The 26,683-nt window shown below is 60.0% G+C and carries 10 protein-coding genes; 7 read left to right on the forward strand and 3 right to left on the reverse strand.

What is annotated here, in order from left to right:
* The first annotated feature begins 8 nt into the window (after positions 1-8).
* The 3 genes from ACILSO_RS00205 (at position 9) to ACILSO_RS00215 (ending at position 4,219) form a co-directional block, all read left to right on the forward strand.
* A complete protein-coding gene (locus ACILSO_RS00205) occupies positions 9-1,538 on the forward strand; it encodes a DUF1549 domain-containing protein (protein WP_395735342.1) in 1,530 nt (509 codons plus the stop codon).
* A gap of 55 nt (positions 1,539-1,593) precedes the next feature.
* Positions 1,594-3,105 carry a DUF1549 domain-containing protein gene (locus tag ACILSO_RS00210; RefSeq protein WP_395735343.1) on the forward strand — a complete coding sequence of 504 codons (1,512 nt, stop codon included), beginning with the start codon at positions 1,594-1,596 and terminating at the stop codon, positions 3,103-3,105.
* Positions 3,106-3,178: 73 nt separating this feature from the next.
* Positions 3,179-4,219, forward strand: a complete 1,041-nt coding sequence (locus ACILSO_RS00215; protein ID WP_395735344.1) for a hypothetical protein — start codon at positions 3,179-3,181, stop codon at positions 4,217-4,219.
* 15 nt (positions 4,220-4,234) lie between these two features.
* On the opposite strand, the gene ACILSO_RS00220 is transcribed toward ACILSO_RS00215, so the two are convergent.
* Entirely contained in the window at positions 4,235-7,156 is a 2,922-nt protein-coding gene (locus ACILSO_RS00220) for a M28 family peptidase (RefSeq protein WP_395735345.1), read from the reverse strand.
* Positions 7,157-7,258: 102 nt separating this feature from the next.
* Here ACILSO_RS00220 and ACILSO_RS00225 point away from each other — a divergent pair, with 102 nt between their 5' ends.
* Positions 7,259-8,479, forward strand: coding sequence for a hypothetical protein (locus ACILSO_RS00225; protein ID WP_395735346.1), 1,221 nt, complete (start codon positions 7,259-7,261; stop codon positions 8,477-8,479).
* A gap of 4 nt (positions 8,480-8,483) precedes the next feature.
* On the opposite strand, the gene ACILSO_RS00230 is transcribed toward ACILSO_RS00225, so the two are convergent.
* A complete protein-coding gene (locus ACILSO_RS00230; protein ID WP_395735347.1) occupies positions 8,484-15,650 on the reverse strand; it encodes a hypothetical protein in 7,167 nt (2,388 codons plus the stop codon).
* Positions 15,651-16,007: 357 nt separating this feature from the next.
* Here ACILSO_RS00230 and ACILSO_RS00235 point away from each other — a divergent pair, with 357 nt between their 5' ends.
* Genes ACILSO_RS00235 through ACILSO_RS00245 form a run of 3 tightly spaced genes read left to right on the forward strand, consistent with a single transcriptional unit; the run spans position 16,008 to position 25,540 of the window.
* Complete coding sequence (locus tag ACILSO_RS00235) at positions 16,008-19,598, forward strand: PVC-type heme-binding CxxCH protein (protein ID WP_395735348.1); 3,591 nt, start codon at positions 16,008-16,010, stop codon at positions 19,596-19,598.
* A 60-nt stretch (positions 19,599-19,658) separates the two neighbouring features.
* On the forward strand, positions 19,659-23,459 hold the full coding sequence (locus ACILSO_RS00240; protein ID WP_395735349.1) for a translocation/assembly module TamB domain-containing protein: 3,801 nt from the start codon (positions 19,659-19,661) through the stop codon (positions 23,457-23,459).
* Positions 23,456-25,540, forward strand: a complete 2,085-nt coding sequence (locus ACILSO_RS00245) for an outer membrane protein assembly factor (RefSeq protein WP_395735350.1) — start codon at positions 23,456-23,458, stop codon at positions 25,538-25,540. Before ACILSO_RS00240 ends, ACILSO_RS00245 begins: the two co-directional genes overlap by 4 nt.
* Here the strand turns inward: ACILSO_RS00245 and ACILSO_RS00250 are convergent.
* Entirely contained in the window at positions 25,537-26,436 is a 900-nt protein-coding gene (locus ACILSO_RS00250) for a DMT family transporter (RefSeq protein WP_395735351.1), read from the reverse strand. The genes ACILSO_RS00245 and ACILSO_RS00250 overlap by 4 nt on opposite strands.
* Positions 26,437-26,683: the final 247 nt, after the last annotated feature.

Below are 26,683 nucleotides of genomic sequence, written 5' to 3' on the forward strand. Positions count from 1 at the left end.
CAAGCTGCATGAAACACCTGCTCTGCTGCCTTGCCGCCGCCGCGTCAGTCTTTGCAGACGCTCCGCAGATGGCCGCTGCACGAATCGACGCAGCGCTGATCCGCGATCATTACGAGGCCCTGCAGGAGCTGCGCAAGCACAGCATCGCGCCGCCGCCCGCGCCTGCTCTTCCTGTGGCGGATGATGCCGTCTTTCTCCGCCGGGCTTGTATCGACATCGCCGGAAGGCTGCCCGCTGCGGACGAAGTGCGCCAGTTTCTGGCAGATCCCGCGCCGGACAAACGCGCCCGGCTGACTGACGCCCTGGTGCGGGAACCCGGTGCAGAGCAGTTGCGTTTCCGCATTCTCTCCGAAGCCTTCCGCGTGAAGGAGGACGACGCCTTTGCCGCATGGCTGCTGCAGGCCGCCAAAGACGACCGCCCGTTTGATCAAATCATCGCCAGCCTGATCGGCGAAGGCCGCCTCGGTCAGCGTGATGGAGAAAATGCGATCCATACCGCCAATGAAGTGGCTGCCGCAGTGCTGGGCGAAGATCTGCAATGCGCAGTCTGCCATGACCATCCGTACAACGACCACCAGCAGAAGCAGTGCTATGAGTTTGCCGCCTGTTTTCTAGCCCCGGGAAGCCCCTCCCTGCAGCTGCCCGGCTACTACCATCAAAGAAGCGGCAAGCCCCGTGATTTGGTGAAACCCAGGCTGCTGCGCCTGAACTCGCGCGAGAATCCTCCGGAAATCAAACACAACGCAGACGCACGCGTCCAGACAGCCCGATGGATCGTCACTGAAAGCACCCATCGCTTTGCCAGCGTGGCGGCTTTGCGTGTGTGGAGCGGGCTTTTTGGGATGCCTGGAATTGAAAAAGATAAAACGCTCGGAGGTGTTGATCCCGCCCCGTCTTGGAACGAGGTGAACGGGAGCATGAGCTATACCTACCGGGCATGTGGTGGAGCCCCGCATGCCAACCCTGTTTTCTGGGTCGGCCTGTTCTCCTCCCCGGCACCCGCGCCAAGCATCTACACGGCACTGGGCGAAGAATTCCGCCGCTGCGGATGCCGCATTGGCGAGTTTCAGCGAGTCCTCGCCCGCACAACGGCCTACAACCGTGCCGCCATAGCGCCCGACAGGCGATGGATCGTAGGCAATCTGGTGCCGGCCCCTGTGGTGCGACGGCTCCCAGCCGAAGTCATCTGGGACGCGCTCTCCGCCGAAAAGAGCTCACAACTGCCGCCGGTGCCTCCGCCTGAGCATCCCCTGCGCATGCTGGGACGCGGCACACGTGAGTGGTCAGATGAGAGCACCACACCTGTCTCGCATGAGCTGGTCCGCTTCATGATGAACAGTGCCTTCATGGAAAACGCCGCCGCCTCACGGCCTGCGGACAGCTCCGCGGAAGATCTGTTTCTTGCCATCCTCGGCCGCTACCCCAACGGTCTCGAAAAGGCGCTGGCAAAACAGCAGCAAAATGAGTCGCCGCAGACCGCGGTACAGGACATCACCTGGGCGCTGCTAAACACGGCGGAGTTCATGTTCAGGCCTTGAGATCCATGTTTCTGCTCCACCTAAGGCTGCGGTGCCCTGGGCCGTTACAGCGTGCATGAAATGCTGTCTCCTGCCCTGCATGCTCCTGCTGGCCTGCGTTCCCGGAAAGGGAGCGGCGCAGACGGTTTCCCAGACCGCCCGTGAAGCCGCGGCACGTATGGATGCGGCGCTGATGCATGACTATCGGTTCATGGCGGAGCAGCGGCAGACGCAGCCGAACATGCCGCCCCTGCCCGCGCTGCCGGCGACGGCAGACGACACCACCTTTCTGAGGCGCGCCTGCATCGACCTCGCTGGCAGGCTGCCGCGCCCGGATGAAGTACGCGCCTTTGTGGCAGACCGGTCGGCCGAAAAACGCGCAAAGCTCACCGATGACCTCACGCGGGAACCCGGTGGCGCGGAAGTGCGTTTCCGCATGCTGGCAGAAGCCTTCCGGGTCAGGGATGAGGATGCGGAGACGATCGCCTGGCTGCGGGAGGCGGCCACGAAGGATTATCCGTATGCTGAAATCATCGCCGTCATGATCAGCGGCGGCCACATGAGCCGGCGCGATGAAGGCGACGCGATGCGCACCAGCGTGGAGACCTCCTACAGTGTGCTGGGAGTGAACACCCGCTGCGCGATGTGCCACGACCATCCCTTCAGTGACCGCACGGAAATGGAGACCTATGAGTTTGCCGCGTGCTTTGCAGGCAAAGGAGAAGTACGGCTGCCGCACGACTACAAATATCCCCGGGCAAAACCGGGCGATGTGGTGCTGCCCGCACTGCCTGATCTGACCAAAAGCTGGAGACCCGGCATCTATGAGGACGAAACCAAACTGGCCCAAGTCGTGAAATGGATGACGGAGAATGAGGCCAGCAGACGGTTTGCACTGGTGGCGGTGATGCGCACATGGAACGAACTGTTTGGCATGCCCGGAAGGATCATCGACCCCGCCGTAGGCGGTGCGGACGATGAACCAAGCTGGCAGGAGACGCGTGGGAACTGCTTCTTCTCTTCGCGCCGTGGAAGCGCGACGTGGATCGACATGGACGTCAATGAACCCGGGGATTTTACTCAGGCGACAAAGCTGATGATGGAGGAGTTCTTACGCTGTAGCGGACGGATGGGTGAATTCCAACGCATGCTGGCGCGAACGGAGGCGTACAGCCGCGCGGGCATCGGTCATGAATTTGCATGGAGCGGCTGCCTCCTTGCTCCTGCACCGCAGATCCGCCGCCTGCCATCCGAGGTCATCTGGAAAACGCTCACAGGTCAAGGCGACCTCCAGCTGCCACAGATTCCGCAGCCCGGGCACCCGCTGCGCATGCTGGGCCGCGGCACGCGCGAATGGACGGATGAAAGCGTCACACCTCTCTCCCATGAGCTCGCACGCTTCATGATGAACAGCCAGCCAGTGGCACAAGCGACGGCAAACGCAGGCAGCGCGGAGGAGATGTTTCTCGGGCTGCTGGGGCGTGAACCCACGGACGAAGAAAAAGCGGCCATTCAACGCAGCGCCTCTTCCAATCAAGATGTGGCCTGGGCGCTGCTGAACACGCGTGAGTTCATGTTCAGGCCGTGAGTTCGGCGATGTAGCATTTGCAGTTTGCTTTCAAAGGCTGTTTAGGCTGGAAGCAAATCCAACCCCCGCAGTCATGCCGTCCACCAAGGCCAAAGATTCCCGAAGCAAGAAAAGCGCTGCAGCCTCCCAGTTCAAACAGCCGCCGGTGCTGTTCGACAAAACGCAGACGATGATCGGGAAGATCCAGGAACGACTGGGTGGCAAGCTGCTGACCTACTGGAACAACCCGCGCGGTTCGGTGTGCCACAGTGACGTCACCGCGCTGTTCAAGCTCCTCGAACACATCGGCACGCAGGAGAAGCTCTACATTTTCATCAAGTCGGACGGTGGCAACGGGCGCGCCGCCCTGCGCATGGTGAACCTCATCCGCCGCTACTGCAAAAACCTCGTCGCGCTGGTGCCGCTGGAGTGCGCTTCTGCCGCGACGATGATCGCTCTGGGCGCCGAGGACATTCAGATGGGTTCCATCGCCTATCTCACCGCAGTGGACACCTCCCTCACTCACGATCTTTCCCCGATCGACCGCGACAATGACCGCGTGAGCGTGAGTCTGGATGAAGTGAAGCGCATCATCAACCTGTGGAGGAAAAATGAAAGCGCCACACGCGACATGAACCCCTACCATGCTCTGTTTCAATACATTCATCCTCTGGTCATCGGCGCGGTGGACCGGGCCGATTCGCTTTCCCTGATGCTTTGCGAGGAGATTCTCTCCCATCACATCAAGGACCAGACCAGGCGCAACGAGATCGCCGTCACACTGAACTCCAAGTATCCCTCCCACGCCTACCCGATCCTCATCGATGAAGCGCGGAAGATCGGCCTCAACGCCCTGCCAATGGATCCCGACGTGGCCTCCATGCTGCTGGACCTGAACCACATCTACAGCGAGATGGGCCAGAAGGCGACCACCGACATCAGCGACACCGAATCCCACAGCAACGAGATCATCAACATCCTCGAACGCGAGGGCTGCCAGATCTACTTCCAGCAGGACAAAGACTGGTTTTACCGCACCGAGGAGCGCCGCTGGATCGTGCTGAACGATGCCAGCGGCTGGCACCAGGCCATCCGCCGCAAAGGCAAACTGGTGCAGGAGTCCTTGTACCTGTGAGCCGGCAAACCCGGCTCAGTCTCGCGATCCGGGTGTAATCTTCATCTCCACTTCCTTGCCTTCGCGCTGGACACTGATGGTCGTCTCCTTGCCGATCTTCAGGTCTCCCATGACGTAGGTGTAATCGTAGATGTTGGTGATCTCCTTGCCGCCGAGTTTGACGATGATGTCTCCGGCTTTGACACCTGCCTTGGCAGCAGGCCCCACGGGGGAGACGCCGCTGAGCTTCACGCCTTTGGTATCGCCTTGGGAGTAGTCGGGAATGGTGCCGAGATAGGCGCGCAGCCCGGTGCGCACCCCCTGGTTCTTTGGAGCCTCCATGGCTATGTAGTCCGGCGCCGGATCGGTGGTGGCGATGCCGCGTGCGATGAGGCCCATGAGCTTCGCGATCTTCGCAGCGTTCTCGTAATCAATCTTGTCCGCTGTGTCGCTGGGCATGTGGTAGTCGGCATGAGAGCCGGTGAAGGCATTCAGCGTGGGAATGCCCTTCAAATAAAACGCCGTGCTGTCCGTGGGCAGGTGCGCATCATTCTGCGTGGTGATCGGCAGGCCGATGGGTGCATTGCGCTTTTCGATCTCCTTCGCCCACAGCGAACTGCTGCCGAGGCCCTGCAGCACCAGTGACTTTTGAAAGCGGCCGATCATGTCCATGTTCAGACATGCGGCAAACATGCCTGTAAGCTTGGCGTTGGGGTCGCCTTTGATCATCTTCGCATACACTTCCACGAAATGATTGCTGCCCAGCAGGCCGAGTTCCTCGCCGCTCCATGCCGCGAAAATGATGTCGCGTTTCAGCGCGAGCTTGCCCTGCTTCTTCAAATCGGCCAGCCACTGGGCGATTTCCATCACGCCCGAGGTGCCGGATGCATTGTCGTCAGCACCGTGGTGGATTTTGTTCACTTCATCGCCCTTCGCACGGGAATTGGACCCACCGCTGCTGCCGAGATGGTCCACATGGGCGCAAACGATGAGCGGCGCGACGTGTGGATCAGGCTTCTCGCCGTAGGGCAGCACACCGAGGACATTGCGGCCCTTTTTCTTTTCCTGCTGGATGACAATGTTTGCACTGAGAGTGAGCCCCTTGCAGTCGATGCCTCCCATGAGGTCACCGTTGTCGAGCTTGTCCTGCAGCTCCTTGAGTTTCTTGCCCGCGCTGGCGAGCAATGTCTCGCCCACCGCGTCCGTGATGCTGATGGCGGCGATGCCGCTGGTGGCGAGCGAGGCGTCAAAGGTCAGCGGCGAGAGCTGCTGCACCACCTTCGAGTTCGGGCCACTGACCACAATCAATCCGCGCGCCCCTTTCTGGCGCGCGGTCAGCGCCTTGTAGCGCAGGCTGGCGTAGCGGCTGAGTTCGTTGCGACGTTCCTGGGAGATGCCTTCGGGCAGATAGCGGAAGACGAGCACCCATTTGTCCTTCACATCCAGATGCGCGTAGCTGCTGTAAGTCTCGATCTTCTTGCCGTCATTCCCGGTCGCCTCATCCGGCGTTTCGATGCCGTAACCGGCGAAGACGATGCCTGCAGCTTTGACCTCGCCATTTTGCGAAAACGAGAGCGGCTTCCAGTCCTGGTCAACCACCAGAGCCTTGTCGCCTAAGGCGAGCGTGTTTCCCTGTCCCAGAGCGACGCCGGCGGTGAAGTCGAAGTTGTCGAAGTAGGTGTCGTCATCGCCCATGGGAGCGAGGCCGAGTTTTTGGAAAAAGTCCGCCACATACTGGGTCGCGAGCTTTTCGCCTTCGGTGCCGGTAAGGCGGCCGCCGAGTGCATCGCTGGCTAGGTAAGTCACCTGCTGCCTCATGTCCTCGGGGCGAATTTCACCAGCGGTGGCGGAGAAATCAGGCTCAGGAGCTTTAGCGACAACTGCTCGCGGATCAGTTTTGAGGCCGAGCGCCGCGAGGGCGTGATCATGGTCCCAGTCCGCGATGTAAATCTGCGAGGCTCCACCTGCCCCGCGGCCACTCGTCCAGGAGAGCTTTTTGCCATCGGGGGAAAAAACCGGAAGACCATCAAAGCCGTCCGTGGTGGTCACACGCACCGGGTCGTGCCTGCCAGCGGCATCCACGATGTAGAGCTCAAAGTTGGCGAAGCCGTTGAGGTTCGTGGTGAAAATCAGATACTCACCACTCGGATGGAAATACGGCGCCCAGCTCATGGCACCGAGCTTGGTGATGGCGCGCTGCTCGCTGCCATCCGCGTTCATGGTCCAGACCTCGGCCACATCCCCCTTCGGGGTGAAGCGGCGCCAGCAGATGCGTTTGCCATCCGCGCTGAAAAACGGGCCACCATCGTAGCCAGGCACCTCAGTGAGGCGCTTCACGTTCGAGCCATCGGCATCGGCGGTGTAGATCTCCATGAAGTACTGTTTGTCGATCTTCAGGCGTTCCTCGTCTTCCTTGCTCAGCTTGCCTTCATAAGCCTGGCGGTTGCTGGCGAAGACGATCTTCCTGCCATCGGGCGAGTAGTCTCCTTCCGCATCGTAGCCACGCGTGTGAGTCAGGTTTTTGAGCGATTTGTCCACCAGCGAGTATTCCCAGATGTCGTAGTGCTCGTCGTAGTCCCAGGAATAGCGGCGCACCTTGGCGTTCTTGCGCTCCTCATATTCAGCCGCCTGCAGCTTCTTCGATTCAGGATCGGTATGCGTGGAGGCAAACATCACCCGCTTGCCATCGGGGTGAATCCACGCGCAGGTCGTCTTGCCCATGCCGGGTGAAATGCGCTCTTGATCCCCCGTTTCGAGGTCCATCAGATAGATTTGATAAAAAGGATTCCCCTCCTCCCGCTCGGACTGGAAGATCATCTTCCTACCATCGGCGGAAAAATACCCCTCCCCCGAACGTTTGCCCTCAAACGTAAGCTGGCGGGTGCCGGTGATGAAATCCGCCTCGGTCTGGGCAAAGACGGCGGTGGAGGCTAATGCAAAAAAGAGAAGGGGGCGCATGGCTAGGTAAATACGGCGGGAACGGGCGAATATAGACATCGTGAACAACAGTCACGATATTCAAGCTTGAAAAAAAGCCTTCTTTCAAGCCATGCTCGAAAGATGAAGACACGAACAGGAGCTTTCAGAACCAAGGCATTCTTGCTCGCTGTGTTCTCCATCGCCTGCACCCGGACTTTTATCTCCGCACAGTCGCCTGAGCCTCCTCTTCAGGGCAAAGTGACGGCGACCTTGGATCCAGGCGAGAGATTTCAGAGCGGAGTAAGCCTGCTATGGAGTCCTTCCGGACAGGCCGCCTGGGACAAAATGAGAGAGTTCCACAAGGTAAAAACCATCGATCTCGTCCCGCCAACTCCCATTGCCGATGTGCTCAATCAATTCCAGTGGGACCCTGCCAAGACGCTGCCGGACGGCACCGTCGTCTACGGCGGTGAAGACTCCGAAGCCCTGCGCGCGGAAATTCGGGAGACGCTCAGAAAGCGTGTCGGCCCCCAGGCGGCGGCGATGATCGGTCCGTTCCGGCCGCCTGGAAGACTCGATCAAGCAACGGAGCGCCTGGGTTCAGCGCTGTTTGTCAGCTGCTTGTCTCATTCCCCGCGTTTCCCCGTCGGCTTTGTGGTGAAAAGAAACATCTTTGCTTTTTCAAATGGCCAGAAAACCACGGTGGAAGGATTTGGCAGCGAAGGCCCCCATGCCGCCAATCTAAGCGATGCGCTCCAGATCCTCGCGGATGATCTCAAAGGAACCTTCATTCTCAAGCTTCCCTTTTTCACGGAAGGAAAAGCCAGGCCCAGCTTTCTTACGCTGGCCAAAATACCTGGGCTGCTCCGCATTGAAAATGGCATTCAACGCGTGCGTCAGGCCCTCAAATCGCCACTCCCCCCTGATCAGGCCATCAAGCAAAATGACAAGTGGTGGCGATACTCCAACCAGCTCAGTGCTGTGGATAAGTTTTGGATGCCCAAACTCAAAACCACCATCTCGTGTGATTATGGCGAACTGATTGGCAAAACATACTTGCACGAGAAAGTCGGAACTACTGACAGGTACTGGATGATCCGTGAGGCCCAGCAGCTGTTGAATTTCCGGCTGGATGAAGAGGGCTCGATGACCCAGGCCGTTTTTAAAATTTCTCCAGATTTTCTTTCTTCCAGCGGCGAGCCGACAACCGCCCCAGGCACGCCAAAGATTGAGACCCTGCCCTTCCTGCCCAGGATCTTTTCGTTCGACGGCCCGTTCCTTGCAGCCTTGTGGATGAACGACGCCGAATGGCCCTACCTTGCCTGCTGGGTGGACAGCGAAGAGGTGCTGCTGAAAAAGTAAGCTGTTAGTTTTTGGTGACTGAGAGATGCATGTAGCGGGAGGTCCGGCCACCGGTCGGAACCATGACCTTCATCAGCTCCATCGTGTCTGTGGAGCTGATGACACTCGGCGCGGAGACCCCCGTCGTGCTCCACGTTCCGCCGGACAGACTGTCCCGCCATTCGACGGCAAAAGTCAGCTCATTGAGCGCGACGATGTTCACCGGGTAGTCGAACTCCACAAAGCTCGCGTCCGGCTTGCCGACCGGCGTGTGCAAAGGTGAGGATGAGTGCGGATCTCCTCCTGTAGCGTATTCCAGGAGATTTGGCACCCCGTCGCGGTCAGGATCGGCACCATCATCCGCATCCGGGGAGCCGGACTCAAAGTAGATGCTCTTCCATTCGGCCAGGTTCGCAGGTGAGTTTGCCGCGGTAAGCGTGAGATCGCCGGCATTGTAGCTGCGTGTGAACAAGGCTCCGGGAGCGGTGAACGTGGCGAAGGTCCCGGTGTGCGAGGGATAGGTCAGCACGCTGAAAGTGCTGCCATGCGCAGGCACAAAGCCGTTGATGAGCGTGACATTGAGCGTGCCGCCGAGCGTGACGCTGCCGGTAAAGGCCACTTGGTCAAACTGGGTGCCCGCCGCAAGCCCGCCCACATCGAGATTGAGCCTGCCTGCCGAACTTTGCACAAAGTCCCAGGCCATCGACCAGCTGGCGACTGAAGAGCCGACCGTGACAACGCCATCGTTCGTCAGCTGGTTTCCACCATTGTAATTCGTAAAGGCCAGCGTACCGACGGCCAGCGTCGCACCTGTATGATTGGCCACGCGTGAGCTGCCGAGCGCACGCACACTGCCCGTGCCCGTGGCTGTGATGGTGCCGTAATTGTCGATTTGCGCGCCGAAGTCCAGATTTCTTTCCGCATCGTTCACCAGCGAAACAACGCCTGTCGGGCCGACGGTGATGGCTCCCGACCATGTGCCATTGTACCAGTCCCACCCACCGCCGAGGATCCTGCCCGTGCCGTCAGCGTGTCCTCTGACATTGGCACCATCCACAATCACATGGCCGCCGACAGACGAAGTGTCTCCCCGCAGAATGGTGGTACCACCGCTGAGATGAATGTCCGAGCTGCCCGTCAGCTGACCGCCAGCATTCAGATCAAGCTCGCCGCCATTGAAATTGATCGAGCCCGAATTGGAGATGACTTGAGACGTGTTGTTGAAAACCCACGAGTTCACATAGGCGGAGCTGGAGCCTCCATTTTTGCGAAACACCCCGGCATTGGTGAAGGTGCCGGTTCCTCCGTAGTTGGCAAACACGGTGCCGTCTCCCGTCACATTGAAGACCCCGGCCGATTGATTGTTCACGCCCCCGAAGCCGTTGACATTTTGAATGGCCAGCCCGCTCCAGTTGATGGTGCCGGCATTGTCGAGCACCGCGTTGTTGCCCAGATTCTTGTCTCCCATGCCGCTAAAATTGAGTGTTGAGTTCGCGGCGATGACCAGCGTGCCGTACACGGATCCGCTGCTCCAATTCAGAGTGCCGTCCAACCGCCCCCCGGTGCTCGTCAGGGAGCCGCTAGAAAGGCTGGCGCTGGTGGAAATCATCACCGGCGCGTTCATGCGCACATCACTGTTGAAGTTCACCGCTCCCGAGCCGGTGAGGGCCGAGCCGCTGTTCAGATTGAAGGGGCTTTCCAGGGAAATGACAGCGCTGTCGCAGCGAATTTCACCGGTGTTGTTGAACACCCACGAGGTCAGATGAGCAGTGCCAGCGCCACCGGTCTTGGCCAGCCTTCCGGCGTTGTTGAAGACATTGCCGCCATTGTAGTTTTGAAAGGGGTTCCCATCACGCAGGAGATTATAAACACCTCCGGCAAGATTGTTCACCGTGCAGGCACCGCCGCTGCCGAGGAGGCAGTCGTTGTCCCAGTTGATCGTTCCGGAGTTGTTGATCACAGCATATCCACCCATGGATACCGAATGGCCGTCACCGCCGATGAGGTCGAGCACGGAACCGGCAGGAACGGTGAGTGTGCCATTGATCATGCCCCCCGTGCAGGCCAGCCTGCCCACCACCGCCATGCCGTCGGCGCAGTTTAAACTGCCGCCGATCATTTTCACCTGCGTCCCGGCTGCGATGCCGAAGGGAGCGCTGGTATTTTGCGTGCCGTTAAACTGAATGGGCGCCGCGCCAGAAAAGAGCGATCCGGCATTGATGTTCAGGGTGGACTCGAACGCCAGCATCCCGGCGTCATTGCGGACTGTCCCGCTGTTGTTAAAGGTCCAGTCGTGGAGGCTTGAGATATCCGTGCCACCCGTTTTGGCCAGAATCCCCGCGTTGTTGAACACGTTGTTGCCGTTGTAGTTCGTGAGCGGCGCGCCGTCCACGTTCACATTATAGACGCCGCTCGCTAGGTTGTTGATGGTGCAGCCGCCACCCGTGCCGACGAGAGGCCCCGTGCTTCCGCCATTCCAGTTGACGGTACCGGCGTTATTGATCACCGTTGCTCCCGCCATGTCTTTTGCCGAGCCCGCGAGCAGATTAAGCGTGGAGCCTGAAGGAATGTTGAGCGTGCCGCCGAGGCTGCCCGCAAGCCAGTTCAGAACGCCATTAAACGCCGCGCCCGCCCCGGGAAAGTTCAGCGATCCCCCCTTGAATGTCACGCTCGTTGCCGGGTTAATGGTGAAGCCAGCGGTGACATTGACGGTGCCGTTAAACTGATGCGGAGCCGCGCCGGAAAACACCGCGCCAGCATTGATGTTCAGAGTCGATTCATACGCCAGTGTGCCAGCATCATTGCGGATCGCACCGCTGTTGTTGAAGGTCCAGTCGTGGAGGCTTGAGGTCCCCGTGCCGCCCGTTTTCACCAGCGTTCCGGCGTTGTTGAAGACATTGTTGCCATTGTAGTTCACCAGCGGTGCGCCGTCCACTGTCACGTTGTAAACGCCGCTTGCGAGATTGTTGATCGTGCAGCCGCCACCCGTGCCGATAAGAGGCCCCGAGCTTCCGCCGCTCCAGTTGACGGTACCGGCGTTGTTGATCACCGTCGATCCCGCCATGTCCTTCCCCACGGCGCCTACGAGATTCAGTGTGGAACCCGCCGCGATGTTGAGAGTGCCGCCCAGAGTTCCCGCCTGCCAGTTCATGCCACCGACCAAAGAAGCGCCGCCCGGCGCCGCGCAGTTCAAGCCTCCGCCCGTCAGAGTGACGTTCACCCCGGCGGGGATCGCAAAGTCAGCATTCACCGTGGTCGGGCCATTGAGCCTCGTCTGCGCCGTTCCACCAAAAGCCGTGCCCGCATTCAGATTGAGAGCGCTGTCAAACTGAAGCACGCCGGCATCACACCGGATCGTCCCGCTGTTGTTAAAGCCCCATGCCTCGACGACCGAGGTCCCGGCGCCGCCCGTGCGCACAAACGTGCCCGCATTGTTGAAAACGTTGTTGCCGTTGTAGTTTTCAAACGGAGGCCCGTCCGCTGCGATCTCATACGTTCCTCCAGGCAGGTTGTTGAGCGTGCAGCCTCCTCCCGCGCCAAGCAGCACGCCAGTGCCCGTCCATCTCATCAGGCCTGAATTGTTGATCACCACATTGCCACCGGCTTGTTTTGCAGACGTTCCTGTCAGTTCGAGCGTGGCGTCAGGCCCGTTGGTCCAGATGCCGTTAAAAAGGCCGCTCGCCCATGTTGACTTGCCGCTGGTCGAGAGAGTCCCGAGCGGACCCGGGCCATTGGTGAAATTGAGGTTGCCGGAGATCAGTTTGAATCCCGCGACCACCCGGTTGATCGAAGAATCGACCGTGTCACCGTTATCGATGACCGCGGTGTCACCGGCACCCGGCACGCCCACCGGAGACCAATTTTCCGGCGTGCCCCAGTAGGTGCTGTTGTTGGCCGGGTCACTGTCGCGCAGTGTCGCACCGGTCCATGTATAGATGATTTCCACCGTTACGACGGCATCGGCCCGTGTCTGATTGCCCGCGGTATCTACGGCGAAGGCGATGATGTCATAGGTGCCGCCGGTCAGGCTGGTGCTTTGGTTGGAACCCGGTGCCGGCAGGGAGCCCGCCACGCTGCTCCACGTGCCTCCGCTCACCTGCGTGGGAAGAATGGCGGAGCCACCGCCGCCCCAGCTGCTGCCATCCCAGTATTTGCCATCGTTGTAGCGATACAGGTACAACCGAACGGTCGAGATGCCGTTGCCATCTGCCGCCAAACCTGAAACCGATGGCAGCGCTGAGACCGTGGCATTCTGAAGCGGACTCTCGATGGAGACCGTGGGCGGGCTCAGATCTACCTGAAACGAGGTCTGGTTGACCCCGGGCACTGCATCGGAAAGTGTGCCTCCGTTGTCACGCGCATGCACGCTGATGAAATACTGCCCCGGTGTCAGCTTGGCACCGGAAGGCACGGACGGGTAAGTCCAGATGCTCCCGCTCAGGCTGGCTTGAAGCGCGGTGATGTCAGACACCCAGTCCACACCATTCCAGAAAAAGCCGGTGCTTGATTGAAACAATGTGAGTGAAACCGATCCCTCTTTGATGCCACTCAGATCGGTTGCCGTTCCTGAGATGCTCGAAAGCACACTCGCGAAGCCATTATTGACCGGCGTGGTGACGGCCACCTGCGGCGGAGCGTTGTCATCGATGAGCACCAAGGAATCGGTCTGGGTGGGATTTCCCAACTGGTCGCTCGCGATGGCGATGAAGGTGTAGGCCCCCTGCGTCAGTTGCGCCCCGGGTTGTGGAAGCCCTGGAGAGACGCACTGCCACGTACGGGTGGCGGCCGTCGTATGGGAGACATGATCCGTCGGCAGATTGATGGCCGGAGCCCCCCATCCAGATCCGTTCCAATACTGTCCGTCACTCTCTCGACGGATGAAGCAGTTCACCGCCTGTACTCCGCCTGCGTCCTGCGAGGTGCCGTTAAACGAATAACCGCTGGCACCAAGTATCACCGTCGGAGAGCCAATGGTCACCACCGGACCGGCTGAGTCCACCATCACTGTCACGCTTGCCTGTTTGGAATGCCCTGCCGGATCCTCCGCAATCGCAATGAAATCATAACTTCCCGCATTCAACGACCCGGGACCGGCACCTCCAACCTGGGGCAGCGGCGAGGTGCAATTCCAATTCCCCGAGTCAAAACTACGGTTCAGCCCCGCCGTACCCACCTGCCAGTAGCTTCCATTCCAGAAGGCGCTGTCACTGTTGCGCCGGAGAAAAATGCTCAGCCCGGAAACGTGGTCGTTGTCATTGGCCGTTCCGTTAAACTGCAAAGTTGGACTCCCCAGCGTGCCTGCCACAGGAGAGAGGATCACCGGCACGGGATCTTCAGTGTCCGCAGGCAGCCCCACGGTGACCAGATAGCGCCCGGTGCTGCCGTAGTTGTTGTAGCCCGTGCTGTCAGAAAACTGGCGGTTCCCGGTCCCGTAGGCGACCACGTAATAGACGCCCGGCGCCAGGTTCATCGTCGCGCTGGCCTCCATGCTGTCCACTGTGGCAAACGGCCCTGCCACCACGGTACCCGTGGCATCTTCGATGCGGAAGCCGCAGTCCAGATTGGGCAGAGACGTGCTCTCGTCCGCCGGCACCACCTCCACCGTTGTGCTGCCAGAATTTTTCACCTGAAACTGCCACCAGTCCAAATCATCTTTGTTCGAGACGATGCCTTCCCCGCCGACCTGATTGGTTCCGGTGGACGTCAACACGCCTGAGGAAATAAAGCTGGACGACTCGTCAGCAGCGTAGCCAAAGCCATTCAATGATCCGGCGATCACGGCAAGATCGTCCTGCGCATTGTTGGCGCCGGGATAGTCATTCTTAGCCCACTGAATGATGGCTCTCGCGCTTGACCCGCCTGCATAGGGGGCTCCCATAATTGGAGACCAGTCGAACGGAGAAGTTCCGTGGCCCGGGTAATAATTCCCCGGATTTAAATCAGTCGGCTGCACCCCGTCATTGCCGTCATGCCACAGCGCGAGCGTGTGCCCAAACTCATGCGTGATATTGCTTGCGAGCGATGACAGCTGGGAGTCTGTCATCGTCGATGCCGTGGTGCCATAATTGGGAGTTACCGGCATCCAGGCAGGGATGTTGCTCGCGGTCGAATAACCCGACACCGCATTCGTCCGGAAGGACTGTATGCCAGCCACCCCCGCCTTCGTCAGCTTCACCGGCAGCGTATTGGCCACGATGATGCGCATTCTCTGACCGGCAGACACCGCATTGTACTTCGCAAGTTCGGTGCTGATGTTGATGTTGAACTGGGCGTAATCTTCCGCGACCCGCCGCCAGACCTTCGTCATCTGATCCGCCGTAAGCCCTGATGCAGGCGCAGCGATCGGGGTGGCGGGATTGCTGACCGGCCAGTCAGGATAGGTCTGCGTTGGCTCGCCGTCGAAATCAAGGTACAGCACCGCCGTTGCAGTTGGCCGGCTGTTCAGCGTGGGAGGCACCGAGGCCGTGCCTGTCACGGTGGAGTCGCCGGGCAGCGGGCTGCTGCGCGCCGCTTCGGCGGCAGGGTCCCGGGCCGTGGGGGCTTTGACCAGCATGGGGATCGCCGGCAGTTCGCACACCATGTCCTCACGCAGATGCTCCACCAGCCACAGATCCCCCTGCGCATCTGTCTCCACCGTCCAGCCAAGCCGGTCTCCTTCGATCAAAAGGCGGCCTTGCACGCGTCGCGTAACAGCATCGTCGATGGCCACCAGCCCGCCCTTGTCTCCAGTGAATCCAATAGCCACCTGGTGGGTGTTTTCATAGCCTTTGTCGAGGCGGCTGTAATTCACGATGCCTGAAAAACTGCGTCCGTCTGGAAGACTCAGGCTGACCTGGGAACCTTCGGACAGCGAACGCAGATTGGGAAATGACTCGATCCGAAAGCGCCTGCCAGAAGGCAGCACACCATTGCCACGACTTTCTGCAGCCTGCTTTTTATCCAGCCCCTCAGGATTTCCGCCGGGCTGCGCTGAAAAGCGCCAAAACCCATCCGAAGCACCACCGGCTGGTGGGGCCGTCACAGCCACGCCGCCCGGTGCAGCATCTGGCAGGCCAGTCACCACGGATGGGCCTCCCTGGGATCTAGGCTTCTCGACCCTCCGCTCTTCAGGCTTCGGTGATTTCAACACAAAAAACATGCCCACTCCACCCAGGAGGAGCACCGTTAGAAGCACAAAAGGATTTCGTTTCATCGCAGGAGGGCATGAGTGTCCTGAGAATGTTCATTCCGCTTAAGCGGAACCATTGCTCAAATGCACCACGCCAAGGCAAAGACATCCCTGACAAGAACAGGACGGGGAACCCTTGCGCGGTCTCATGCTTCGGATGAAAGATTGAAACCGACTTTTTGAAAGCGAAATAGGACTGCTTAATTCCTTATAAATGATAACCTTAGCGCCTATAGAGGTCCTCTAACAATCTTGATCCGTACTGGTTATGACTTCCTTTTGTTCAGTCAATACACAGGCTCCTCTCGCACAGTGATTGCAGAACTTTGCGCATGCATCCGGCTTCAAGCCGCGTTTGATCCGCCCGACCATTTTCCGACCATGCGCCTGATCCCCCTTCTCGCTCTATTTCCCATTCTAGTTTCCGCAGCCGAACCGGTATCTTTGTTTGATGGCAAGACGCTCAAAGGCTGGGACGGTGAAACGACAAAAGTCTGGCGTGTGCAGGACGGCGTTATCGTCGGCGGTTCGCTGGAAGGAAACCCGCAGAACGAATTCCTCACTTCGAAAAAGGTGTATCGGAACTTCATCCTGCGGCTGGAGTACAAGCTGGAGGGAACAGAGGGATTTGTGAACGGGGGCGTGCAGTTCCGCAGCGTTCGCATCCCTCAGCCACCGAATGAGATGAGCGGCTACCAGGCGGACATCGGCGCGGGTTACTCCGGCTGCCTCTATGATGAGTCACGGCGCAAGAAGATGCTGCTGCAGCCCGCGAAGGAGCTGATCGAAAAAGCGGAAAAGCCGGGTGAGTGGAATCAGTACGAAATCCGCGCCGAGGAACAGCGCATCCAGCTTTTCGTGAACAAGGTGCGCACGGTGGACTACACCGAACGCGAACCCGGCATCGACCTCAAGGGCCTCATCGCCCTGCAAATCCACGGCAAATGCAAGGCGCAGATCTCCTTCCGCAACATCACCATCGAGGCGCTGCCAGACGCCATGGTTCCGGAGGAAAAAGATGTGCTCAACCGCTTCGGCAATCCGGGCGCTGCCGTGGCCAGGCGTGAGCCGTTCAAGGACGGCAAGTTCGCACTCGAACAGGACGAAGTCATCGTGATGGCCGGCCAGGAAAACTTGGTGCGAGAACAAAAAGTGGGCGACCTCGAAGCCGTGCTCGGCACCGCCTTCGCTGCCAGGCAGCCGCGGTTTCGCTCCATGGCCTGGGAAGGGGACACGGTGTATGAGCAGTGGCGCGATCTGAATTTCGGAGACTGGAAGGCGCAGCTCGATGCAGCCGGCGCGGGCATCGTGATCGCACAATTCGGTCAGACGGAATCCTTTGATGGAGTGAAGCGCCTCGCAGAGTTCAAGTCGGCCTACCATCGTCTTCTGGATCAGTTCTCGGCCCAGACGCCACGTCTGGTGCTGCTCTCCCCCATGCCGTTTGAGCAGGCCATGGCATCGCACGCGCCGGAGCTGCGGCTGAGAAACACGGATGTGAAAGCCTACGCGGATGCGGTGCGCGAGATCGCAAAACAGCGCGGTGCTGTGTTTGTCGATCTCTTCACTCCTCTCTCAAAGCGCGGAGCGAATCAGCCACGTCTTACGGACGACGGCCTGCATTTGAATGCTGAGGGCCTGCGTGTGGTGGCACATGAAATCGCGCAGCAGCTTGGCGCTTCTTCGAGCGAGGCGGACGACCTCACCGCGGTTAAGGCGGCGATCGTGGAAAAGAACCGACTGTGGTTTGACTGCTGGCGTCCCGCCAACTGGTCCTTCGTCTATGGCGACCGTGTGACGCAGATGTTTGGCAAGCCCGCGCTGGATGCCCCTTCCCTGCGGGAAAGCTTTGAAGCACGCAAACCGCTCGTCGCCAAACTGGACGCCCGCATTCATGCGCTGGCAAAAGGCGAGAAAATTCCCGAGGAGCCAAAGACGGCGCCCCGCGTGGTCACGGAAACCGTGCTGACGCCCGAGCAGCAGATGGCGGGCTTCACCGTGGCGGAAGGTTATGAAATGAACCTTTTCGCCTCAGAAGTCGAAGGCGTGGCGAAGCCCACGCAGTTCTCCTGGGACGAACGCGGACGCTTGTACGTCACCTGCTCGCCGACCTACCCGCAGACGATGCCCGGCATCAAGCCTTCCGACTACATCCTCGTTCTGGAAGACACGAATGGCGATGGCAAGGCGGACAAGTCCACGCGCTTTGCTGAAGGGCTGACAATGGTGCAGGGCGTGGAACCAGGCGCTGGCGGTGTTTATGTCTGCGACTTCGACCAAATCTCCCATCTCAAAGACACCGATGGCGACGGCAAGGCGGAGGAGAAAACTGTGCTTTTCTCCGGCTTCGGCATCGGCGACACACACCAGCTGGTGAATTCCATCTGCCACGGTCCCGATGGCTCGCTGTGGTTCACGCAAGGGCTGCATGCCTTTTCGCGCGTGGAAACCGCCTGGGGCCTCGCGCGCCTGGAAAAAGCCGGCGTGTGGAAGCTGAACCCGCGCACGCAAAAGATGGAAGGCTACTTCAATGGCGGCAAGGCAGGACACAACTGCTGGGGCGTCGCCTTTGACGACTACAACCAGGTCTTCCACAAGAGCGGCGACCGCCCCGTAGGTTATTACAGCGTGCCCGGCCTCGTGGCGCTGCCAGATCCCGACGAATACCATCCCACCGGCGCTTTGTTTGACACGAACCCGAAGACCAACAGCCTGGAGTTCATCGGCACCAAGGCGCTTCCGGATGACATCCAGGGCTGCGCTCTGATCGGCGGCTACTTCGGCAGTGTAGTGGAGCTTCACCGCCTGGAAGACGACGGAGCAGGCTTCAAGAGCACCCAGCTGCCAAAGCTGGTGAAATCCAGCGACGCGTCATTTCGACCTGTGGACGTCAGCATAGGCCCCGATGGCGCGATGTATCTCTGCGACTGGTTCAATCCCGTCATCGGCCACTATCAGGCCAGCTACGCCGACCCACGCCGCGACCGCTCGCATGGCCGCATCTGGCGCATCACCGCCAAAGGCCGCCCGCTGGTGAAACAGCCCAAGCTGGCAGACATGAAACCTGCGGAACTACTCGAACAGCTCAAATCCCCCGAACGCTGGACGCGCTATCAGGCCAAGCGTCTGCTGTTTGATGCCTCCACCGAAGATGTCCTCAAAGCGGCGGATGCCTTCATCGCGAAAAACGATGACGAGCATCTGCTCATGGAGGTCTGCGGCGTGTATCAGTCCCACGAGGCGCCAAACTCGGATCTGGTGAAGCGTCTGCTCAAGGCGAAGGATGCACGCGTGCGCGCCTATGGAGCCAGGGCCACGACCTCCCTGGAGCTTCTGACCCAGGCGGTTCACGACGAAAATCCACGCGTGCGGTTGGAGGCGGTGGTCGCCTGCGCTCGGGTGGCCAAGCCCGAAGCCGTGACGGTGGCCGTGCAGGCGCTGGACCATCCCACAGACAGGTTTATCGACTATGCGCTTAAGCAGGTGGTGAAAAGCCTGAAGCCGAACTATGTGCCAGTGCTGGCCATCCTCGACTTCGGGGGCAATACGAAACACGCCGAATACGTGAAAAAGATCGCCAGTGCCGCAGCCGTGGTCGATCATCCGGGCAAGCAGGTGTATGACGCGCTCTGCCTGAACTGCCACCAGCCCGAGGGCAAGGGCCTGCCCGGCATCTACCCCTCCATCGCGGCCAGCGACTGGGCCTCAGGAGATCCGGCACGTTTGATCAAGATGCTCACCCATGGCCTCACGGGCCCCATCCGTGTGAATAACGTCGAATTTAAACAACTGGCCCCTCTCCCCATGCCGCCCATGGGCCTGAATGACCAGCAGGTGGCGGACGTGCTCAGCTACGTACGTTCCAATTTCAGCAACCAGGCGCCCGCCGTGACGGCGGAGCAGGTAAAAGCCGTGCGTGCCGCCACCGCGGACCGCTCTGCCATGTGGACGGCGGAGGACCTCGCAAAATAGGCTGGATAAAAGGACCACGGCTAGCATTGAACTTGCTGCGATTTAAGGCATCGAATGAGCGTGCCTTCCTCCGAAGCCCCAAAAAAGACCCGCCGCTGGTGGAGATGGATCAAACGACTGCTGCTGGCTGGCCTCGTGCTGCTGGTGGTCGCCGTCATTTTCCGTGGCCCCCTGCTGCGCTGGGCCGTCGGCTACGGTGGTTTCAAAGGCGCGGAGATGGCCGGCATCAAGCTCAAGTGGAAGGTCGAAGGCTCGGTGCTGCACGATTTAAAGCTCAGCCACATTGAAGCCAGTGGATCGCTGGTGGAGCACGCGACCATAGGCGAAATCGCCGTCAATTACGACACCTGGGCCTACCTCAGGACCCGCAACATCGATGTCGTCAAAAGCGTGGCGCTGAAAGACGCGGATGTGGCGCTGGATCTCCGAAAGCTGACCCCGGCAACCAAAGTGGAGGTGAAGGTCAAGAAGCCACCCTCAGGCAAACCGCCGCCCCTTGTGTGGCCAAAGACCATCGACATCGAAAACATCAATGCCGTGGTGGTGCTGGCGGATGGCCGCAAGATCACCATCCGCGGCCTCTCCCTGCGCGTTGGCGAGGGCATGCCCGGCACTTTTGAACTCGCCGAATTCAAGATGGAGCCTGGGGACATGCGTGTGGCGAACGTGAAGGCGAATGTTCAGTGGGGCGATCGCACGCTCATTATCGCAGGACTCGACCTTCCTTATGGCGCAAAGCTCAAATCACTCGCGGTGGATTTGAGCAAGTGGGACCAAGATGCGGCCAGCGTGAAAATCGATGCAGGCATGCGCCAGGCCGCCGTGGTTGTTGAAGCGCTGGCAGATGGAATGTTTGGCGGCAATCTTCAAACAAAGGCCGATGTGCATGTGCATGATCTGGCGTCCAGCGAACTGGGGGCTCTGCACCTGCCGGAGGGCATTGAGTTCGGCCCCGTGAAGGTGGATTTGCATGTCGAAGGCGATCCGCTGAAACCCATGACGCTGGCGGCCACTGGCCAAATCAGCATTCCGGATGTGCGCGCTGCCGGCACCCTTCTGGACTCGATAACCACCACTCTGGAAGTCAAAGACGGTGTGACAAAGGTGCAGGATCTCAAAGTTCTGCGCGGCGCCAATGAGATCGTCGTCCAGCTGGAGTCCAAACTGGCGGCGGATGTGATGAAGTCCCCCTGGACGGCAAAAGTGAACGCACGGATAGCCGACCTGACCCAGCTCCTCACAAATCCCCCGCCCGCTCGAGGAATCATCGACCTGACCGCGAGTGCCTCGGGAACCGGCACCACCCCTGAAAAAGCTACGGCACAGGTGAATGGCACAGACCTGGGCTTTCAAACCTACAAGCTGCCCAAGCTGGGTCTGCAGCTCGATCTCGAGGGAAAGCAGGCCAAGGTCAGCATCCCCGCCCTCACGCTCGGCGCTGGAAACCGCGTGGACATAAACGCGACGGTGGCTTTGGACGATGCACTGCCGGTGAATGCCCAGTGGCAGATCCAAATCGATGACCCGATGGCTTTGATGCAAACCGTGGGTCTGCCGCCGCAGGAGAAACCCGTGGCCGCAAAGATCGCCATTTCGGGCAAGGCTGTCTTCAAAGCGAAAGACGTCATGAACATGGACGCCGACATGGCTCTGAGCGTGACGGACGGCCTCTATGCCGGTGCGCCGCTGCCGAAGGTGGATCTGAAGGTCGCGGTGGCCAGGGGAGAGGCGTCCCTGCAGCAGTGCCGGATCGTGATGGACGAGCAGAACCACATTGACCTGAGCGGAAAAGCGAAGCTGCAGGCACCGTGGGGATTTGACGTGGATGGCAACATCTCCATGCCAGTGCTGACAAATCTGAACCCGCTGCGAGCCGCCTCCAACGTCCCGCTCATTGAATCCGGAAGCGTGGCGGTGCAGATGAAGGTCAGTGGAGACGCCAGCCCGTGGCGTGCCGAAGGGCGGCTGGACATGCAGGTGGTGAAGGCAAAAGTGGCAGGCATGCCCGAGGCGGCGGATGTCAATTTGAAGACCTCCTTTGCCGGCACAGCGGCGCAGATCGAAACCCTGCAGGCGGTGCTCGGTCCATGGAAGCTTCTCACCCGAGGCTCGGTCACAAATAAGGAGGCGAACCTGACCGATCTGAGCTTCTGGCAAAAAGACCGGCGGCTCATGAGCGGGCACGCCCATGCTCCCTTTGATGTCATGCAGACTGGCGTGGCGAATGGTGCACCACTGGATGTCGTGCTGAACGCGCATGAACTGCCGCTTCATGAGATCGCCGCTGCTGCCGGCGTGAAAAGTGTGCCGCCAGGGCTGCTGAGCTTGGATGTCAAAATCGCCGGCCGGCTGGATACCACGGACGCCTCCATCAAGGTGGGGCTGAAGGAACTCAAAGCCCCCGGTCTGCCCAAGTCGTTTCAACCAGCCACCGTCGATCTTCTGACCACGCTCAAGGCCAACCGCCTGAAGGTCGATGCCAAGGTAGTTCAGGCGCCTTTGCAGCCCCTGACCTTCAAGGCGGACATTCCAGTGGAAGTCATGTCGCTGACGAAAAATCCATCTGCCGCGATGAACCTGCCGCTGAAGGCCACGCTGGAACTCCCGGAGACTGATCTGAGCTTCGCGCGCGAGTTTGCCCCCGAGATGGTACGCTCGTCCCCCGCGAAGATGAAGATGCATGTGAATGTCGGTGGCACGGTAAAAGCACCGTTGATCGATTCGGTGATCGACCTCAATGCGCCGGAGATCGAGTTTGTCAGCGCGGACATGCCCAGCGTGCGCAACCTGCGGGTGAAGGTCCACTCGCATGACCGCAAAGTCTCCGTTGAAGACATCTCGGTGACTCTCGCGGGCGGCCATGTGCGGCTCGCTGGAATGCTGGATGCGGCCAATCTCCAGGACCCGCGTTTCGATTTCAAAGCAGACGCTCGCGAGGCGCTGGTGATGCGGAATCCCACCTCCACGGTCCGCGCAAACGCAGACGTCAGCTGTGCAGGCACTTTGAAGGCGGCTCGCGTCAGCGGAAATGTGGAGATCGTGCGTGGCCGCATTTTCCAGGAAGTGGACCTTCTGCCCAAGGTGACGGGCATGATCCATCAGGGCGAAAAACTGCCCCCCCCGCCTCCCTCCACTTCTAAAACCGAACAAAAGCTGGTGCTTCCACCGATGCTGAAGGACTGGACCTTTGATGTGAAGGTGCGTACGCACGACCCGGTGGTGATCGCAGGCAATCTCATGAACGGGGCGATCTCCGCCGACATCGCACTCGGTGGCACCGGCGCAGCGCCAAAGCTGACGGGCGCGGCCAACGTGGACCGCATGGTGCTGCGCCTGCCCTTCAGCCTGCTCAAAATCACCAAAGGCGTGGTGATGATGAATCCGGACAATCCTTTCACTCCCAAGCTGGACGTACGTGGGGAATCAAACGTGGGCAGCACGGACATCACCCTCTATGTGTATGGAGACACCTCCAATCCGAAGACCCGTTTCACCAGCACGCCGCCGCTTTCAGAGGCAGACATCGTCACGCTCCTTGGCACGGGAATGACGCTGGGTGGTGACAACGCGCAGATGGCCAGCGAAGCCATCACCCGTGCGGCTTTCGTCGTGATCGCGGAAACTTACCGCAAGATCTTCCACAAGAAAAAGACCGTGAGCGCAGACCCTCCCAAGCTGCACACCACTTTCAATCCCTCCGGCGCGGACCGTGCCAACGACAGCGTCCAGGCCATGTATGAGATCACGCCCAAAATCAGGTTCACCGGGCGTTTCACCCAGTCCGGGCGCATGAAGGCCCTGCTGGGCTATGTCATGAAGTTTGGCAAGGCAACCCGCGCCATGGATGACGACACCCCATGAAGCCAGGCACCTCCACCTCGAAGTTCAGCGACCATGCACCATGGCTGCGGCTGCTTGCACCGGTGCTGCTTCTCTGGGTGTCGCTGATGACACGCGGAGCCATGGGATACGAAGTGAGTTTTGGCCAGACCCGGGTGGATGTGCAGGGAGTGGCCCCGGCGCAATGGGAGGATGTGCGCAGCATGCTCATGGACCAGCTCACTCTGAATGGCAGCGGACTTCCCGGCGAGCCCCTGGCGGACGATCTGGCTTTCTTTGTTCGCCAGCACTACATCCGCGAAGGGTGGCCTGATGCGGAAACCTTTTGGAAAATGCAGAGAGGGGGCATCTACCTGACGGTGAAACCCGGCAAAGCCGTGCATGTGGGAACCGTGACGCTGAAAGGCGACCTGCCGCTGCCAGCGGAAGAGCTGAAAAAGTATTTCATGAAGCCCACGCTGGAGCGTGAGGATGTGGACAAGAAAGATCCCCAGTGGGTGAAGGCCGACATTCAGCAGGGCGCGAGCATGGTGCAGCGCCGCCTGCGTGCCGAAGGCTACCTGAATTCAGAAGCGAAGCTGCTCCCCGCGCCGCTGGCGGAAAGGAGCACACGGCAGGATGTCACGCTGGAAATCAAGGCAGGTCCGAAATTCAACTTTGGCCAGGCTTCGATCATCGGCTCGCCTCCAGAGCTGGAAAAACGCATGCAGGCCGAGATGACGCAGGCACGTGGCACGCCCTTCAATGAAGCACGAGTGCAGCAGATCCAGAAGCAGCTCACCTCCATCTGCTCGGATCACGGCTGGCTGCATGCTGCCACGACTGCGGACTACACCCTGGGAAAGGCCGGAGGCACGGTGGATGTCGTGTTTCGCGTGGCGCCAGGCGAGCGTGTACGCATCACCAGCATCACTCCCCACGAAGCCTTCAGCCATGGTGCAAAACGAGTGCTGATGGCGAAGTTCAAGCCCCTGACCGGCCAGATATACGAGGCGGAGGAGGCGGACTTCCTCTTCAAGCGGGCCCTGGACACGGGCATGTTTTCCCTGCTGGACACCAAGGTCCTGCCGGACGGCGGCAACATGGCCGCAGGAAACCTGCGCATCACCGGAGAAGAGGCCAGGCCGGTGACGCTCGGCTTTGAGCCAGGCTTTGACACCTTCCTTGGAGCGCAGGCAGGCGTGACCTACAAAAACACGAACTGGCGCGATTCCGGCAACACCCTCGCAGCTGAACTCAGCTACAGCATGGCGGGGCCGGTGGGGTTTGTGAGCCTGACCAATCCGGCCGTGTTTAACACCCAGTATTCAGCGACCACCCGCTTCGCCCTGGAACAGTTCAACCGCTTTGAGTATGACCGTCTCGGCACCACCCTGAGCCTGGATGTGGCGCGTCGTGTGAATCAGGCACTGAGCTACTCCCTGTTCATCAGCACCACCGCCAACACCGTCAGCTCCAAAGTACTCACGCTTCCCCAGACCGGTCCGACCAACTACTCCCTCATGAACATTGGCGGAAATGTGATGTATGACCACCGGGACAGCCCGCTGCTGCCGCGGAAAGGCTGGTATGTCTCCGCCCGTGTGGAGAGCTCCACAGACACTCTAGGTTCGGGCGTAAGCTTCATCCGTTCGGATTTGCAGGGCGGATGGTACATCCCCATCACCAAGAAGTTCCGTTTTGCCACCGGCGCACAACTGGCCACGATCCAAGGCGCCACAGCCGACAAGATCCCCATCGACAGCCGTGTCTTCAATGGCGGCCCTTTCAGCGTCCGCTCGTTCGGCATGCGCAAGCTCGGCCCGGTGACGCCGGGTGGCACGCCGCTGGGCGGCACGTCCTCGCTGTTTGCCAGCGCCGAGTTTTCCTATGAAGTCATGCCCAACCTGGAGTTCGCCGTCTTCGGCGACATCGGCAGCCTCGGCCAGGGGAACAATTCTTCACCGTTATCCTATTCCTCCGACTTTCGCGAAGCCATCGGCGCAGGGCTTCGCTACAAGCTCCCGTTCGGCCCCATCCGCGTTGATTACGGTCACAATCCCAACCGCCGCACCGGAGAGCAGAGCGGCTTCCTGCATGTGACGGTGGGGTTTGCGTTCTAGACCTTTTTGCTAAACCCGCCCACCACGGTGTGGTAGCTGCCCCACAGCACCAGCACGCCGCCGATCGCCTGCGCGACGCTGAATGGCTCGGCAAACAACGCGATGCTCGAAAGCGAAATGACCAGTGGCACCGTCATCTGAAAGGCGCCACCGGCAGCCACGGAGAGAAACCGGAAACCTTCCGTCATGGCCAGCTGTCCAACGCTCGCGCACAAGGCGGCCGCCGTGAGCAGCACCACATCCATCGTGTTCAATGCGCCAAATCCTCCCATGGCCAGCGGCAGGGCAAGCAGCAGCGCATAGATGCACTGCGATGAAAAAATCGTCGCGCTGGTTTCCGTCCGCGTGAGCTGGCGGATCACCACCACGACCGCCGCGGCCATCACAGCCCCGATCAGCGCGATCATCTCATGCTTGCCAAACTGCGCCATCGTACCGGGCGCCAGTCCGGTCAGCAGACTCAGGCCGGTCAGCGCCAGCAGAATGCCAGCCAGCTTCAACAGGCCCAGCCGCTCATGCAAAACGAACGCCGCCATGATCGCCGCAAAAATCGCCCAGGTATTGCCGATCAGCGTGGCCTTGCCCGCCCCCAGCGGCCCGATGGTCGTGTAGTACGCCGCCGTGCCCAGCGCACCGAGCACGCCGCGGGAAGCCAGCAGCCAGCTTTGGAACGAGCGGCGTAGCCTCAGCGTCCCTGCAGGCGCAAAGAAGATGATCGTCAAAACCAGTCCGACCGCCGCGCGAAAGGTCAGAGACATCCATGGATCCACATTGCGGTGGGAGGCCAGGTCTTTCAGCAGCAGGGCATTGCCGGAAAAACACGTGAGGGACAGCAGCATCGCCTTCGCGCCGCGCCGGGGATCTAGCAGGAGTTTTGTGGTATCAGGAGTGCTCATGGAGGTGCCGGTTTGAGGGCTACCTTTGGGCATCATATCTGATCGTTGTCTTTTGTGATGATGATCGCGCTTCGCGCAGGTTCCTCAAACCGTGGTGTTAGGCATGCCAGAGGGCTCGTACCGTTTTTACAACGGCACGAATCGCAATTCGGCTGGCAGGTTTGAGGTTCATCAGACGGAGGCAGAGTGGCGCTGATTGCAGGTTGTGCAATCAGCATTTCTCCCGCACTCCCCGCGCAAGGCTTTC

It is taken from the genome of Prosthecobacter sp. (genome assembly GCF_044226605.1).
Lineage (GTDB): Bacteria > Verrucomicrobiota > Verrucomicrobiia > Verrucomicrobiales > Verrucomicrobiaceae > Prosthecobacter.

Excerpts from the sequence above, each read along its gene's own strand:
- ACILSO_RS00215 (WP_395735344.1), top strand. The coding sequence starts at position 3,179 with ATGCCGTCCACCAAGGCCAAAGATTCCCGAAGCAAGAAAAGCGCTGCA.
- ACILSO_RS00245 (WP_395735350.1), top strand. The coding sequence starts at position 23,456 with ATGAAGCCAGGCACCTCCACCTCGAAGTTCAGCGACCATGCACCATGG.
- ACILSO_RS00210 (WP_395735343.1), top strand. The coding sequence starts at position 1,594 with ATGAAATGCTGTCTCCTGCCCTGCATGCTCCTGCTGGCCTGCGTTCCC.
- ACILSO_RS00250 (WP_395735351.1), bottom strand. The coding sequence starts at position 26,436 with ATGAGCACTCCTGATACCACAAAACTCCTGCTAGATCCCCGGCGCGGC.
- ACILSO_RS00230 (WP_395735347.1), bottom strand. The coding sequence starts at position 15,650 with ATGAAACGAAATCCTTTTGTGCTTCTAACGGTGCTCCTCCTGGGTGGA.
- ACILSO_RS00235 (WP_395735348.1), top strand. The coding sequence starts at position 16,008 with ATGCGCCTGATCCCCCTTCTCGCTCTATTTCCCATTCTAGTTTCCGCA.
- ACILSO_RS00225 (WP_395735346.1), top strand. The coding sequence starts at position 7,259 with ATGAAGACACGAACAGGAGCTTTCAGAACCAAGGCATTCTTGCTCGCT.
- ACILSO_RS00220 (WP_395735345.1), bottom strand. The coding sequence starts at position 7,156 with ATGCGCCCCCTTCTCTTTTTTGCATTAGCCTCCACCGCCGTCTTTGCC.
- ACILSO_RS00205 (WP_395735342.1), top strand. The coding sequence starts at position 9 with ATGAAACACCTGCTCTGCTGCCTTGCCGCCGCCGCGTCAGTCTTTGCA.